We start from the raw sequence: 14,358 nt of genomic DNA, 5'->3' as shown, positions 1-14,358 counted from the left end.
CGAGCAGGCGCCCGAATCATGCATTAATCGGCGATTCTAGCCCAGCAGCTTATCCAGCGCCACCGCAATACCATCTTCGTTGTTATTGGCGGTCACCATCTGGGCCACAGCCTTAACCTCATCGACGGCGTTGCCCATGGCTACACCCGTGCCGGCCCACTCAATCATGGACTTGTCGTTCTGGCCGTCGCCAAACGATACGACATCGCTGGCATCGATGCCGAGCTTGGGCAGGGCACCCTCGAGCGCACGGGCCTTGTCGATACCGGGCGCCGTGTACTCAAAGTACCAGTCGGCCGTAAACATGCCCGAAAGCGTCTGCTTAAAGGGCGCATACATCTCCTCGTAATGCGCCTGCAGGTAGGCCGGATCGCCCGCCGTCAGCAGCTTGTCCACGGGATAAGCATCAGCGACCTCATGCAGGCTCTCCACCTCGCGGATCTTAAGATCGCACGCATCGCGCTCATACTTGACGATATTCTTCTGCGAGCCGTCAGGCAGCGTGATCATGCAACGGTACGAGTCCTCGACGTGCAAATTACGACCGAGCGAAATCATAGGGATCACGTCAAAATTACGCAGGTGATCAATCAGGCGATGCAATTCGTCGGCAGGCATAGCTTGATCGAACAGTACCTCGTCAGTCTGAGCGTCGACCACATGCGCGCCGTTAAAGGCCACCAGCAGACCGTCATGGTTTTGGAGGTCGAGCTCCTGCGCCAAGGCGTGCAGCCCCCATGCGGGACGGCCCGAAGCCAAAATGAGCTTAATGCCCGACTCCTGCGCCGCGAGCAGCTTCTCGCGCGTACGCGGGCTAATCACTTTCTGGTCGTTGGTGAGCGTACCGTCGATATCCATTGCGATGGCTTTAATTGCCATATGTGCCTCCTTGCATCGTTTTTATTGCGCACTATCTTATCCGAGCCGGGGCACGTTCGCACAGCGCGCGCATGACGGTTGCAAAACCACCCCATTTGAAACAAAGGCAAAAAAAGTACTTGCAAAGACGCGTTCCGACATATAAGTTAATAAAAGACCGCCGTTGCGGTTTTAAGTAGATCGAGCATATGAAGTTTGAGTTTTAGCGTGTAAGAGAAGGAAGATCGGCAAAGTACAACCCCAAACGCAATGACAACTTAATGAGGTAACTGCCACATGTGAGGCACCCAGGGCATTGCTGTCTCGATTTTGAGCACGATGCCTTCCGCCTTGCATGGGCCGTTCCATCCCGCCCCTGCAGCAACTGCCTCATGGGCTCATTGAAAACCGCATAGCACCCCAACGTCAGCACATCACCCACGGCAAGCACATCACTCACGACAACCAACACATCAACAAACAGCACGAACATCAACCGATTGGAGAAGCTATGACAAACCACCACGCTGAAGACGGCGATAAGAAAAGCATTCTGGATGCCCGCATTGAGCGAGCATATGCAAACGAATATGACGCCGCCTTTGCCGCCGCGACCATCAAGAACTACGCGTCGCTACCGCTCGCGACGATCTTGGCCGACCACCCTCAACTGCTGAAGCGCTGCACAAAGATCATGGGCGACCCCGACATTCGCAAGCTGACAGACCCCTATGCCCCAAAACGCGACAACGATTCGTACGTTCTTACCGTAGGCTGCCTAGCCCATATGCTTACGGCGCTCGACACGAAACTCAAGCTCGAATGGGAACCCGACGAGCGTCATGAACTCGAAAGCAAGCGGAACACCCTGCGCACCGCACTGTTCCTTCCGTTGGACGGCCTCAAGCGCTGCAACGTCGAGCTCAATACACAGGCGCGGCAAAAGCCCGGGACCACAGGGCAGAAAACTCCGAGACCCCATGCAGCCATCGTCGACCGCAACCGATATAACCGCATGACCGCGCACTTTTCCGCCGAGGGAGCAGCCATAAGGACGCTGATCGACCTGCTGTGCCTCCTGAGCATCAACGAGCTATTTGAGGGCTATCTCGCCCTTGTTCCCGCGACGGCACCCAAGTCGGTAGCAAAGATCATCGAGACCTGCAGACGCCAGTTTGAGCGCCATCGCAATGGCAGCGAGATGAACGCCAGCATCGCGCAGTACTACGCGACTCATTACAAAAATGACGGATGTGCCCCTGTCGAGCATCAGCTGCGGCTCGCCTACACCACGCCCGCCGCAACGCTCCATCGCTTTGGAGCCCTTGGCGCTTGCGAGCCGCACGGACAGGCAGCCTGCCCCACAACCGAGCTCGATCTCAGGCTCGGACGAACCCTGTAGCCCGCCAGCCCCTCCGCGGGCAACAATCCTATTCCACAACACAACCAACAGAAAGGAGTCCCCATGGACACCAATCATTCCCCCATCATCAGCCCCCTCACCATGCGTGAATCCGCCCGAGGTATCACGCTCACCAGCATTTACGATGAGATGCTCGCCCGTCGCGAGCTCTCCGTCATGGGAAACATCGAAACCCCGATGGCCCACGACCTATGCCAGCAGATCCGCCTGCTCGATGCCACCGACCCCAGCCGCCCCATCACCATATTTGTCGCCAGCGCCGGCGGAAGCGTGCGATCGGGTCTTGCGATCTATGACGCCATGCGCCTCGCATCGTGCCCCATCCGCACCGTCTGCCTGGAATTCGCCGCGTCCATGGGCGCCGTGATCTTTATGGGCGGCGACGATCGCCGTATGGCGCCCCATGCAGAGCTCATGATTCACGACCCGCTGATCCCCCAGGGGGCAGGCGGCTCGGCACTTGCGCTGCAGGAAACCAGCCGGCGTCTCATGCAGACCCGCAAGACCCTCACGCAAATCCTCTCGGACCGCAGCGGCCTCACGCCCAAGCGCATCCAGTCCCTCACTGCAAAAGACACCTACCTTTCGGCCGAGCGCGCCGTCGAGCTCGGCTTTGCCCACGAAATCCTCTCGACCACCAAGGAGGTCGCCCATGTCTAACCTCACCAGCCGCCTCGCCGCATCTGAGTCCGCATCGTCCACCATCCTCGCCAAGGATCGAACGCTTTCCTGCGACACCCGCCAAACGGGACTCAACAACAATGCACTTGTGATCGGCCCCTCGGGAGCCGGCAAGACCCGAAACGTCCTCAAGCCCAACCTGCTGCAAATGAACGCAAGCTACATCGTGCTCGACACCAAAGGCACGCTCTGTCGCGAAGTGGGACCCGTGCTGGCAGCCCACGGTTACTGCGTGCAATGTCTCAACTTCGCCGACCTCAACACCGTCCCGGTCCTTGCGCCCGGCATCGAGCGCTGCGGCTACAACCCCCTGAGGCACATTCGCCGCAAGGCGGACGGCAGGCCCAACCAGCAGGACATTCTCTCGGTGGCAAAGGCCATCTGCCCCATCGAGGACAACAACCAGCCCTTTTGGGATCATGCGGCGGCAAACCTGCTGTCGTGTCTTATCGCCTACGTCACCGAACAGCTACCCGCCGACGAGCAGACGATCAGCTCGGTCAACAAGCTGATCGAGCACCTGCAGGACGGTGCCACGGGTCGATTGTTTGACGACCTGATCACGACCGACCCCCAAAGCTATGCCCTCTCGCTATGGCGGCGCTACGCCATTACGCAAAATGCCGAGCGCATGCACGCGAGCATCGTCGGCATCCTTGCCGAAAAGGTCATGTGTCTGGGATTCGACGGTGCGGCACAGCTCTATCGTGAGTGCCATCAGGTGGACTTCGCTTCCATGGGACACACCCCCTGCGCCCTGTTTGTAACCGTGAGCGATATCGACCGCAATCTCGATCCGCTGACCGGCCTCTTTATTACGCAGGCGTTTATGGGCCTCATTCGCGAGGCCGATAGGCAGCCCGACGGCAGCCTGCCCGTGCCCGTGCGCTTTATGCTCGATGACTTCGCAAATCTGCAGATCCCCCAGATCGACAACGTGCTCTCGATTATCCGAAGCCGCAACATCTGGGCGACGCTGCTGCTGCAGTCGACCAACCAGCTCGATGCGCTCTATGGCGAGGCACGCGCACGCTCCATCATGGGCAACTGCGACACGCATCTGGTGCTGGCGTTCCAGGATCCCGAGAGTGCCCGGGTGTTTTCCGACCGCGCCGACGCGCTGCCCAGCACGCTCATGGCGACGCCAATCGATCGCTCGTGGCTCTTTGTACGCGGTCGCACTCCCGAACAAGTCGAGCGCTTTAGGCTCGAAGACCATCCGCTCTACGGGGAGCTGCCCGAGGCGCAGCGAGGCCATGCGGAGGCCGAGATCTAGGCGCAGGGTTCTCGCAGCGCGCGGCGCCCCGACGATGTTCCACAAAGGCCGTGCGCCCCGGGACCACGGCAAAGCAAAGGGGCCCGCATCCGATAGGATACGGGCCCCTGACTATAAGGCGCGATGCGTTAACAGCAGCGACTACTTGCGATGCGCGCGGTAGAACTCGATGAGCGCCTGGGTCGAAGCGTCCTGCTCGGCCTTGGCGGCGTCGTCGTGGAAGGCCGGGGTAATCTGCTTGGCAAGCTGCTTGCCCAGCTCGACGCCCCACTGGTCGTAGGAGTCGATGCCCCAGACCGTGCCCTCGACAAACGTAATGTGCTCGTACAGGGCGATGAGCTCGCCGAGCGCGAACGGGGTCAGCGTGTCGCCGAAGATCGAGGTCGTCGGACGGTTACCCTCAAAGCAGCGGGCGGGGACAATCTGCTCGGGCGTGCCCTCGGCGCGGACCTCGTCGGCCGTCTTACCAAAGGCGAGCGCCTTGGTCTGGGCCAGGAAGTTGCCCAGGAACAGCTCATGCACGTCCTGGCCGCTATCGGTCGCAGGGTTGGCGGTATTGGCGAAGGCGATGAAGTCGGCCGGAACCACCACGGTGCCCTGGTGCAGCAGCTGGTAGAAGGCATGCTGGCCGTTGGTGCCGGGCTCGCCCCAGAAGATCTCACCGGTGTCGGAGGTCACGGCGCTGCCGTCCCAACGGACATGCTTGCCGTTGGACTCCATGGTGAGCTGCTGCAGGTAGGCCGGGAAGCGGTGCAGGTACTGGCAGTACGGCAGCACGGCGTGGCTCTTGGAACCGAAGAAGTTGACGTACCAGACATTGAGCAGGCCCATCAGCGCGACGGCGTTGTTCTCGAGCGGGGTGCTGCAGAAGTACTCGTCGATGGCGTGGAAGCCCTCGAGGAACTGCTGGAAGCGCTCGGGGCCGAGCACGACGATCAGCGACAGGCCCACGGCGGAGTCAACGGAATAGCGGCCACCGACCCAGTTCCAGAAACCGAAGGCGTTGGCGGGGTCGATACCGAAGGCCTCGACCTTCTCGAGTGCGGTGGAAACGGCGACGAAGTGCTTTGCCACGGCCTCGGCGTTCTGCTCATCGGAGCCGTCGATGGCGCCCTGAGCCTTGAGCTGCTCGAGCATCCAGGTCTTGACCTCGCGGGCGTTGGTGAGGGTCTCGAGCGTGGTGAAGGTCTTGGAGACGATGATTACGAGCGTGGTCTCGGGATCCAGGCCCTTGAGCTTCTCGGCCTGGTCGTTGGGGTCGATGTTGGAGATGTAGCGGCAGTCGATACCGGCGTCGGCATAGGGACGCAGAGCCTCGTAGGCCATGACCGGGCCCAGGTCGGAGCCGCCGATGCCGATGGACACCAGATGCTCGATCTTCTTGCCGGTAACGCCCTTCCACTCACCGGAGCGCACGCGCTCGGCGAAGGCATACATGCGGTCGAGGACCTCGTGCACGTCGGCGACGACGTCCTGGCCGTCGACGATGAGCTGGCCCTTCTCGCTTGCCGGGCGGCGCAGCGCGGTGTGCAGGACAGCGCGGTCCTCGGTAGTGTTGATGTGCTCGCCAGAGAACATGGCGTCGCGGCGCTCCTCGAGCTTCACCTCGCGGGCAAGATCGCACAGCAGCTTGACGGTCTCATCGGTCACCAGGTTCTTCGACAGATCGAAGTGCAGGTCACCGGCGTCAAAGCTCAGCTTGTTCACGCGGTCGGCGTCAGCAGCGAACCAGGCCTTGAGGTCGATACCTTCGGCCTCGAGCTTCTCCTGATGAGCCTCGAGCGCCTTCCAAGCGGCAGTCGACGTAGCATCGATAGGTGCGGCAACAGTTGCCATAGAGTCCTCCTCAGCATACGGGCGCACGCCTCCATGCGCCCGGACATTCAGATGCCACTATTCTAGCGCAGGTCAAGACTACAATCAGCGAGCGTTGCCAATCGGCCCCCAAACGGCAACCGATTAAAAAGGGACAGGCTTATTTTGGCAGGTCAAACGCTTTATCAACCAAAAATAACCCGTCCTTTTATGGCAAATATTAGGCCGCGGCGCAGATGCTACCGAGCAACTCACGCAGAGGAGACCCGATGCCCTCCAGCAGTTCGGGCGCGATAATGGCAAAAACGGGAACCTCACCGGTGCCCACGACAGCAGGCGCCTTGCCCTCCGAGAGAATGCATCCATAAGGGACAAAACCGTCTTCGCCGGCATCGAGCGCCGCCATGCGACGCGCGAGCTCGCGCGCAAAGCCAGCAGTATCGGCATCGCCAATCGCCAGGACAAAGTCCACGCCCTCATCGGTTGCCAGGGCTACGGCCTCATCGACCAAATCGTCTCCCCCGTCGCCCCCGGCCGAACCGCAACGAAAGAGCACGCGTTCGAGCAGGGCACGATCGAGCGAGCCCAGCGCCGCCGAAACGAGCTCATCGCGCGTGTGCTTGTCGCCTCCCAGCACGACCAGTGCCTTGGTGCCGCCATAGTGGGCAACCAATCGCCCGCACCAGCGAGCCACATCCCCATCCGCAACCAAGCGCGTCGGCATACCAAACCCATAGTTGACCATTATCCCCACAACCCTTCCGTGCCAATCGTTAGGCTCATGCTACGAAGCGAGGTTTTCCGAGCTGTTTCGCACTCTTTAGAGCTGCGTTAAAACCCGATGCAGTTGCACGACTATACCTGCCAAAAAGGAATAGGTTTTGACGATGTCCGGACGAGCGGGTATTATCGAACAGATATTCGATAAGAACATGTGTTTGATGGAGGGACACGGATGGCGCACGAGCAACACACCTATATCTGCATCGACCTCAAGACGTTTTATGCCAGCGTCGAGTGCGTCGACCGTGGGCTCGATCCGCTCACCACCAACCTAGTCGTTGCCGACGAATCGCGCGGACGCACGACCATCTGCCTCGCCATCACACAGGCCATGAAGGACCTCGGGATACGCAACCGTTGCCGTCTGTTCGAGATTCCCGACGGCATCGACTACATCAAGGCCGTACCGCGCATGCAGCACTACATGGAGGTGTCGGCTCAAATCTACGGTATCTACCTGGAATACGTCAGCCCGCAAGACGTGCACGTCTACTCCATCGACGAATGCTTTATCGACGTGACGCCCTATCTAGACCTCTACCATACCAATGCCAAAGGCTTCGCCTGCATGTTGCGCGATGAGGTCCTCGCGCGCACCGGCATCACGGCGACGGTCGGCATCGGCCCCAACCTATTCCAGGCCAAGGTAGCGCTCGACATCACTGCCAAGCACGTACCCAGCCGCATCGGCATACTCGACGACGAGACCTTTCGCAAGGAGATCTGGCCCCATCGTCCCATCACCGACATCTGGGGCATCGGGCCCGGCGTGGCAGCACGACTCGAAAAATACGGCGTCTACGATCTGATGGGCGTCGCGGCGCTCGACGAAAACCTGCTCTACGACGAGCTCGGCGTCAATGCCGAGTATCTTATCGACCACGCCTTCGGCCGCGAGCCGACAACCATCGCCGATATCCAAGCCTATCGCCCGCAAGCAACTTCAACTACCACAGGACAGGTGCTCTCGAAAGGTTATGCCTACGAGCAGGCCTACACCGTCTTGCGCGAGATGGTCGACAGTGCCGTGCTGGACTTAGTCGATAAGCACGTGGTGTGTGACAGCATCTCGCTCTTTGTGGGCTACGCGAGCGAGCGCGCCGACATACGCCGCCTCGACGCCAGCGGAACGGCGCAATATGTGGACGGATGCGGGCATCTGCGCTCGAGCACGTCGAGTATCGAACCCACCGCAACCGCCGGCCCCGAGCTCGCACCCCGTGCGCCTAAGCCCGTCCAGCGCGATGACGAACGGCGCCGCCTGGTGCGCGAAGCGCAGGCAATCGATGGCATCTTCGTGGGAGAGCATGGCGGCAAACCGCGTGGTGGCTATGCCGCACTCTTCGCGCACTCCAACGCCTCGCGAAAGCTGCCCGAGCGCACCAATTCGTTTAAGAAGATCATGGGCTATTTCGACGACCTTTGGGCGCAGACCGTCGATCCCAAACGACCGGTCAAGCGCATCAACTTGGGATTTGGCAACCTCATGCCCGAAGAATTTGCCACCATCGATCTGTTTAGCGACGTCGAGGCCGATGAGCGCGAACGCGACTTGGCGCGCGCCGTGTTGGCCGTAAAAGGCAAATACGGCAAGAACGCCCTGGTCAAGGGATTGAGCTTTACCGCCGGCGCCACCGCACGCGAACGCAACGATCAGGTAGGAGGACACCGTGCCTAAACCCAAACAACAGCCCGTGCGCCCGCCGACCGCCTTCGAGCGCCTGGCGGACCCCGAGGGCAGACGCCGCGCCGCCGACCCCAAGCTCACTGCCAACGGTGCCGTGCGCGCCAACCGCGCCGCACAGTTTATGCCCTTTGCCGCCCTCACGGGATACTACGAACTCGTGCGTAAACAAGAGATCGCCGCCGAGCCAAAATGCGAGCTCACGGAAGAAAAGGCCCTCGAGCTTTCGAAAAAGCTCGAGGGCCTCAAACGCGGCGACTTGGTGCGCGTCACCTATTACGATATGTACGGCTATCGTAGCCGCACAGGCATTCTCGACGAAGTGCTACCCGCGTTCAAGCTGCTCAAACTCAGGGATATCGCCATCGACTTCGACGATATCCAAGGCATCGAGCTGCGTGGTCGAGCCTAGCGACGAGAACGCTTGCGCAAGACGAGAGCAATGCCAAGCACTGCGGCAGCTGCAACCAGCAATCCCAAGACCAGCGTGAGGGTCGAGTCGCCAGCGCGAGGCAGCGAACCGTCCTTCGGAGTCTTCTTAGCGGTCGTCGTGACGGTGGTCGTGGTGCTGCTCGACTGGTCGTTGCCGCCCGTCTGGCTGCCACCCGGCTGATCGCTGCCACCCGGCTGCGAAGGATCGGTGGGTTCCGTCGGATCCGGAGTACCGGGATCAATCGGATTCTCCGAATTCTCCTTGCGCTGGATCCAGACTTGGCAACCATAGAACGGGTTGGCAGTACCGAGGCACAGGCCCTGATCGGTAACGGCAAAGGTGCGCAGGCCATGGTTGTACGGATCGTTAAAACCGTTAGTCGTCAGCGTCGTAAAGCTCACGCCGTCCTCTGTCACATACATATCAAAGCCGCGCTTGGCATCGTGCAGGTAATGCATGCATGTAAGCACACTGTGCAACTTCTTGAGGTTCTCCTCGTTCAGCAGCTTATCGAGCGCATCCTGAATATCGCTCGGCAGCTCGGTGCCATAGGCATCCTCGTACTGCTGCTTAAGGCTCTCATAGCTATCGAGCATGTCCTGATACTGGTCGGCAAAGGACTTGAAGTACGCGATCTCGCCATCGATCTTCTGGACATAAGCGGCGTCGTCCTCAAAGTCCTGGGACATCGTCGCGGCCTGATCGCAAAGACCGCCCGCGGCATCCTCCAGCGCATCGCTCAGATCGCCAAAGCCCTTAGCAACCTCGGTCTTCTCGTCATCGACATCGACGGCCTTGTTTGAATCATCAACCTCAGCAGCTTCGTTCGAATCATCGACCTCGACGGCCTCGTTTGAATCATCGTCCGCAAGCGTGTTCACGGGAACGATGGGGTCGTCAGGCGATTTCTTGTCGAGCAGGTGATCGAGCAGGTCCCTAAGGCGCTGAACCTGAGAGTCCCACTCCTCGGGCGTCATATCGATAATGTCGCCATTGGAGAACTGGCCGATCGGCTCAAGCAGGCTCGCGGTATCAAAGGTACCGATATACAGCTTGCCGTCGAACTTCTGCATGCGCCAAATGTACTGGTTCTCGTTTCGGCCAAAGCCCGAAGTCAGGCCGGAAATACCGCCCTCGGGGAACATGTCGGTGCGATCGCCAACGACGAGCTCCATGTTCTCGTCCTTGTCCATGCGATAGATGTTAACCGACTGCTCAAGATTGGCATTCACAAACGAGCAGTCAACGCCACCCATGCTGCTCTTGCCGCCCTCTTCGGTGTTGGATTTGTTGAACAGGATGCGCTCGAGGGCAATCTCCTCGTCGTTGTATTCACCGATATAGAGGTAGTCGTTGTAGACGATGAGGTTGGCAGCGCCAGAACGGGTACGGGCAGGATCGATGCCAAAGCAGTACTTTGCACCGTCCGTCTTCTGATCGCCGACAATGGGAGTCCACGAATAGCTGCCGTCGGCATTCTTGTCGCCACGGACCATGGCAAACGACTGCATGGAATTATCATCGGGAGCGTTCTCGGGCGTACCGGTGCAGATGGTCGCATAGAGATGGCCATTGTACGAGACCATATCCCAAATGGCGCCGCCGTAGATGCTGTCCTGATAGCGAATCGCCGGATAGCCAAACAGCGTCTCCGAGTTGGCAATCTCGGTGAAGCTGTCCTGGCCCTTCGAGGGGTCAGACGACGTCAGGATTGTCGACACAAAATTACCGTTCGCGTCTTTACCCACATTACTGATGACGAGCTGGCCATCATGGACGCACATGCCGCGGATACCGGTAGAAATGCCCTGCTTGTAGGCAGCACCGTAATCCTGCATGCTCGAAAGGCCCTGATAGACAACTTTGTACTCATCCGTCTTAGGATCGATCTCGTATACAGCAGGCAGGCCGCCTTTGCCGTCATTGGTCCTGACGCTGCCGCAGAAATAGAGCTTACCCTTATAGCTCACGGCATTGCGGAACAAAGGAGCGACGCCGTTGAGCGATTCAGAGAGTAGCAGCTTGGTCTCACCGGTCTTGGTATTGATCTTGACCAAGATGCCGCCGCTGTCCTTGTCGGCCGTGCCGTCCTCCTTCTGCTGTCTATAGAAGAAGGTACCGTTAAACATGGCCTCCAGCGTCAGGCGCATGGTTTCGACATCAAAGGAATCGCCCAGCGTGCTGTTCATGAGCGTCAGCGTGTTGCCCATCGCCGCATAGCAGGTGCCCACATAAAGCCAGTCACCATAGCTCGCAGCCGCCCAAGTGTAGCTCTGGCCGCGATCGCCTTCGTTGTTGGCCGTATTACCATCGGCGCCCGGAACGGCAACGGCACCGTTACCCTGGTAGTCGACGATGCCATCCGGCTGCGACGTTCCTACCGTAGGATGCGAGAGCTTCTCAAAGGAATACCCATTTCCCGCATTGTAGGTAACGGCACCCGATGCGTCTTCGGCGTGCGCCGGCAGCGGCGATACCAAGATAGCGGCAAGCGCTGCCACCAAGCCAAGTGTTCCCACTCGTCTCATAAGGTTATAGCCTCCCCTGTCCTAAAGCCCAGTTTTAGCATTCTTCATTTCTGTCCACGGTTAATTGCAATCTGAGCACAGCAATAATCAGTGTATAAATATACACCTGTAATTTTTTGGACGGGTTCATAGATGCTCGATTGGTAGCGAATTCCGCGCAAACCGTCACCAAACTCCACTTTTGCCGCATCTAAAGGTTATTTTTGCGCAAATTATTGGATGCCGATAGTCACAATGGGCAGGAGGCTGGTACCCACCGGAGAGGGCAACGCCTACATTTTCATAACGTAATAGCCCGCACCCCTCACTGCCGTCTCGAGTGTGTCGCGATCGACCGGGCGCTTCGAGCGCACGCGTGCCGTGTGGTCCGCGTACGTTACCGTTGCCCACACACCATCCAGCGCATTGAGGGCATTGGCCACGTTTCGAGCGCAGCCGTCGCAGCTCATGCCGCCGATAAGCAACTCATCGCTATAGGGGTAGTGGGACGGATCGGTATCCGCAACCACTACCTTCTTGGCCTTCTTGCCGCTCGCGCCATCGCTGCAACAACTCTTCCCGTGTGTCGAAGCGGCAATGCGACGCAGTCCAAATAACATGCCAACGGCAATGACGGCCAGCACGATGAGATTCGCAGGATTGAGCAAGTCACTCATGCGTCCCCTTTCAAGTAGCCCGATCTAGATACCCCCATGGGGTGTCCCCATCTTAACCCAAAACCATGTCCGTTCGATTAATTAGTTTCCCTTTTCTTACTTTTTAGTTGACCAAGGTTTACTTTCGTGTATAAGTTTTCCTAGGCTAACAGTTTAGATCCGTAAGGAGCACCGTGACTCGAACCATAAACATCCCAACGTTTCAGGCAGCAATCGTGCGCAACTGCTCCCCTACGCTCGCAGGTATCAAGCCGGCTTCGCTCTTTACCTATCCTGGCGTTTACGCCAACCAAAACGGAAAACCCGACGCCGCCCATATCGAAGAGCGACGCGCTCGCCTGCTCGCCGTCATAGCCCTATGCAACCGCGAGCTCCAGCCACTCGGGATCCATACGAGCGTTTTGGTCTGGCGCCCCTGCGGTGCACTCATCTATGTGTACCGCCCTACGGACCTCATGCGATACCTCTCCGACCCCCGTGCCACGACAGCGCTTGCCGCCGAAGGTTTCGATGTCCACAACCTGCCCGCATCCCTGGTGCATCTCGCCGCGCGCATCACGCTGGCAAGCAGCAATGCCGCAGAAAGCGCCTATGGCAGCAGCGTCTGCGCACTCGCGCGAAATAGACACTGCGATACGGAGTGCATGTGCGAGTTTCCCCACGAAATTGGCTATTTTTTGGGCTATCCATACGAAGATGTCCATCAGTTTATCGTCCAGCACGGCGAAAACTATAAGGTCTTTGGCGCATGGAAGGTATACACAAACGTTGAGCAAGCGCTTACGACCTTCGATTCATATCGCGCATGCACACAATACCTTACCTACATCTATCAACAGGGCTGCACCCTGGGACAACTTGTCCAGGCAACCCGATAGAGCATACAAAACGCGGCCGCACGCCGCACAACCGAAAGGAACACATATGAGCAAGATCGCAGTCGTCTACTGGAGCGGCACGGGCAATACCGAGGCCATGGCAAACCTCGTCGCCGAAGGCGCCACATCCGCGGGTGCCGAGACTGGGGTCATCCCCTGCGCCGACTTCTCTGCCGACAGGGCCGCCGACTACGACGCCTTCGCCTTCGGCTGCCCCGCCATGGGCTCCGAGGAACTCGAGTACGATGAGTTCCAGCCGATGTGGGACGAGGTCAAGGAGACCCTCGGCGATAAGAAGGTCGTCCTTTTTGGCTCCTACTCGTGGGCCGAGGGCGAGTGGATGGACAACTGGAAGGCCGACGCCGACGAGGCCGGCGTCAACGTCGTAGATTCCGTCATCTGCTACGACGCACCCGACGACGAGGGCGAAGCGGCCTGCCGCGCTCTTGGAGCCGAGCTCGCCTAGCGGCAATGAGCCCCGCCCATAACGCGCTCTGCACCAAAACACATTCGCGTCCCAACAAAAACGGGAGCTGGATCACATCCAGCTCCCGTTTTCTGCTATGCCAGTCATATAAAGCGGCTACGAGATATTGCCCAAGAACGCCTTGGTGCGCTCGCTCTTGGGGTGGTCGAAGACCTCGCTCGGCGTGCCCTCTTCCACGATAACGCCACCGTCCATAAAGACGACGCGGTCGGCGACGTCGCGGGCGAAGCCCATCTCGTGCGTCACCACGATCATGGTCATGCCGTCGCGTGCCAGGTCGCGCATGACACCCAGGACGTCGCGGACAAGCTCGGGATCGAGTGCCGACGTGGCCTCATCAAAGAGCATCACGTGCGGGTTCATCGACAGGGCGCGGGCGATCGCCACGCGCTGCTGCTGACCGCCCGACAGCTGGCTCGGCATAAAGTCGATACGCTCGGCAAGACCGACCTTCGTCAGCTCCTCAATGGCAATCTTCTCGGCCTCTTCCTTGCTGCGTTTGAGCACCTTTTGCTGCGCAAGCATGACGTTCTTTTTGACCGACAGGTGCGGGAACAGGTTGAACTGCTGAAACACCATACCCAGATGCGTACGTACCTTGTTAAGGTCGACGCCCTTGGCGCACACGTTCACGCCCTCAACGACAATCGAGCCGCTCGTGGGATGCTCCAGACGATTGATGCAGCGAAGCATCGTCGACTTGCCAGAGCCCGAAGGACCCAGGACTACGACGACCTCGCCCTTGTGCACATCCAGATCGATATCGCGCAGGACCACGTTATCGCCAAAGGCCTTCTGGAGGTTCTTGATGCTGACGACGACCTCGTTCGAGTTATTGGTTTCGCTCATGATAGAA

Annotated in this window: 13 protein-coding genes; 7 read left to right on the top strand and 6 right to left on the bottom strand. The window is 59.2% G+C overall.

The features are described from left to right. Positions 1–36: 36 nt before the first annotated feature. On the bottom strand, positions 37–879 hold the full coding sequence (locus GPK42_RS03775) for a Cof-type HAD-IIB family hydrolase (protein WP_215693614.1): 843 nt from the start codon (positions 877–879) through the stop codon (positions 37–39). 334 nt (positions 880–1,213) lie between these two features. On the opposite strand from GPK42_RS03775, the gene GPK42_RS03770 reads away from it, so the two are divergent. From GPK42_RS03770 to GPK42_RS03760, 3 genes are all read left to right on the top strand, one after another. Beyond that, positions 1,214–2,260 carry a hypothetical protein gene (locus tag GPK42_RS03770; protein ID WP_215693611.1) on the top strand — a complete coding sequence of 349 codons (1,047 nt, stop codon included), beginning with the start codon at positions 1,214–1,216 and terminating at the stop codon, positions 2,258–2,260. A 63-nt stretch (positions 2,261–2,323) separates the two neighbouring features. Continuing rightward, complete coding sequence (locus GPK42_RS03765; protein WP_022094432.1) at positions 2,324–2,941, top strand: ATP-dependent Clp protease proteolytic subunit; 618 nt, start codon at positions 2,324–2,326, stop codon at positions 2,939–2,941. Beyond that, complete coding sequence (locus GPK42_RS03760; protein WP_215693609.1) at positions 2,934–4,238, top strand: VirD4-like conjugal transfer protein, CD1115 family; 1,305 nt, start codon at positions 2,934–2,936, stop codon at positions 4,236–4,238. The genes GPK42_RS03765 and GPK42_RS03760 overlap by 8 nt, the downstream gene beginning before the upstream one ends. 141 nt (positions 4,239–4,379) lie before the next feature. Here GPK42_RS03760 and pgi read toward each other — a convergent pair whose 3' ends face one another. Both pgi and GPK42_RS03750 read right to left on the bottom strand, forming a co-directional pair. Then, entirely contained in the window at positions 4,380–6,074 is a 1,695-nt protein-coding gene (gene pgi / locus GPK42_RS03755; protein ID WP_215693607.1) for a glucose-6-phosphate isomerase, read from the bottom strand. A gap of 199 nt (positions 6,075–6,273) precedes the next feature. Continuing rightward, a complete protein-coding gene (locus GPK42_RS03750; RefSeq protein ID WP_035138860.1) occupies positions 6,274–6,798 on the bottom strand; it encodes an iron-containing alcohol dehydrogenase in 525 nt (174 codons plus the stop codon). 210 nt (positions 6,799–7,008) lie between these two features. Here GPK42_RS03750 and GPK42_RS03745 point away from each other — a divergent pair, with 210 nt between their 5' ends. Together GPK42_RS03745 and GPK42_RS03740 are read left to right on the top strand one after the other, a co-directional pair. Beyond that, positions 7,009–8,514: a Y-family DNA polymerase gene (locus tag GPK42_RS03745; protein ID WP_215693605.1), complete on the top strand. Its 1,506-nt coding sequence runs from the start codon at positions 7,009–7,011 to the stop codon at positions 8,512–8,514. Continuing rightward, positions 8,507–8,932: a hypothetical protein gene (locus tag GPK42_RS03740; protein WP_338404325.1), complete on the top strand. Its 426-nt coding sequence runs from the start codon at positions 8,507–8,509 to the stop codon at positions 8,930–8,932. The genes GPK42_RS03745 and GPK42_RS03740 overlap by 8 nt, the downstream gene beginning before the upstream one ends. Here GPK42_RS03740 and GPK42_RS03735 read toward each other — a convergent pair. Both GPK42_RS03735 and GPK42_RS03730 read right to left on the bottom strand, forming a co-directional pair. Beyond that, the gene (locus GPK42_RS03735) at positions 8,929–11,481 is read right to left on the bottom strand and encodes a hypothetical protein (RefSeq protein WP_215693603.1); all 2,553 of its coding nucleotides are present in this window, start codon (positions 11,479–11,481) and stop codon (positions 8,929–8,931) included. The genes GPK42_RS03740 and GPK42_RS03735 overlap by 4 nt on opposite strands. Before the next feature lie 272 nt (positions 11,482–11,753). Continuing rightward, complete coding sequence (locus tag GPK42_RS03730) at positions 11,754–12,137, bottom strand: heavy-metal-associated domain-containing protein (protein WP_215693601.1); 384 nt, start codon at positions 12,135–12,137, stop codon at positions 11,754–11,756. A 173-nt stretch (positions 12,138–12,310) separates the two neighbouring features. On the opposite strand from GPK42_RS03730, the gene GPK42_RS03725 reads away from it, so the two are divergent. Both GPK42_RS03725 and GPK42_RS03720 read left to right on the top strand, forming a co-directional pair. Beyond that, positions 12,311–13,015: a DUF3793 family protein gene (locus GPK42_RS03725; RefSeq protein WP_215693599.1), complete on the top strand. Its 705-nt coding sequence runs from the start codon at positions 12,311–12,313 to the stop codon at positions 13,013–13,015. 46 nt (positions 13,016–13,061) lie between these two features. Then, positions 13,062–13,481, top strand: a complete 420-nt coding sequence (locus GPK42_RS03720; protein WP_215693597.1) for a flavodoxin — start codon at positions 13,062–13,064, stop codon at positions 13,479–13,481. A gap of 117 nt (positions 13,482–13,598) precedes the next feature. On the opposite strand, the gene GPK42_RS03715 is transcribed toward GPK42_RS03720, so the two are convergent. Continuing rightward, positions 13,599–14,351, bottom strand: coding sequence for an amino acid ABC transporter ATP-binding protein (locus GPK42_RS03715; protein ID WP_215693595.1), 753 nt, complete (start codon positions 14,349–14,351; stop codon positions 13,599–13,601). Between the last annotated feature and the right edge of the window lie 7 nt (positions 14,352–14,358).

Source organism: Collinsella aerofaciens, from assembly GCF_018785265.1.
In the GTDB taxonomy this organism is placed as follows: domain Bacteria; phylum Actinomycetota; class Coriobacteriia; order Coriobacteriales; family Coriobacteriaceae; genus Collinsella; species Collinsella aerofaciens_AI.
Note: the sequence above shows the minus strand (reverse complement) of the source record. Positions and strands in the feature narration are given on the sequence as shown.

What these genes read in the sequence shown, in the direction of transcription:
- GPK42_RS03775 (WP_215693614.1), bottom strand. Translation starts at nt 879, where the DNA reads ATGGCAATTAAAGCCATCGCAATGGATATCGACGGTACGCTCACCAAC.
- GPK42_RS03760 (WP_215693609.1), top strand. Translation starts at nt 2,934, where the DNA reads ATGTCTAACCTCACCAGCCGCCTCGCCGCATCTGAGTCCGCATCGTCC.
- GPK42_RS03720 (WP_215693597.1), top strand. Translation starts at nt 13,062, where the DNA reads ATGAGCAAGATCGCAGTCGTCTACTGGAGCGGCACGGGCAATACCGAG.
- GPK42_RS03730 (WP_215693601.1), bottom strand. Translation starts at nt 12,137, where the DNA reads ATGAGTGACTTGCTCAATCCTGCGAATCTCATCGTGCTGGCCGTCATT.
- GPK42_RS03770 (WP_215693611.1), top strand. Translation starts at nt 1,214, where the DNA reads ATGGGCCGTTCCATCCCGCCCCTGCAGCAACTGCCTCATGGGCTCATT.
- pgi (WP_215693607.1), bottom strand. Translation starts at nt 6,074, where the DNA reads ATGGCAACTGTTGCCGCACCTATCGATGCTACGTCGACTGCCGCTTGG.
- GPK42_RS03745 (WP_215693605.1), top strand. Translation starts at nt 7,009, where the DNA reads ATGGCGCACGAGCAACACACCTATATCTGCATCGACCTCAAGACGTTT.
- GPK42_RS03715 (WP_215693595.1), bottom strand. Translation starts at nt 14,351, where the DNA reads ATGAGCGAAACCAATAACTCGAACGAGGTCGTCGTCAGCATCAAGAAC.
- GPK42_RS03765 (WP_022094432.1), top strand. Translation starts at nt 2,324, where the DNA reads ATGGACACCAATCATTCCCCCATCATCAGCCCCCTCACCATGCGTGAA.
- GPK42_RS03750 (WP_035138860.1), bottom strand. Translation starts at nt 6,798, where the DNA reads ATGGTCAACTATGGGTTTGGTATGCCGACGCGCTTGGTTGCGGATGGG.
- GPK42_RS03735 (WP_215693603.1), bottom strand. Translation starts at nt 11,481, where the DNA reads ATGAGACGAGTGGGAACACTTGGCTTGGTGGCAGCGCTTGCCGCTATC.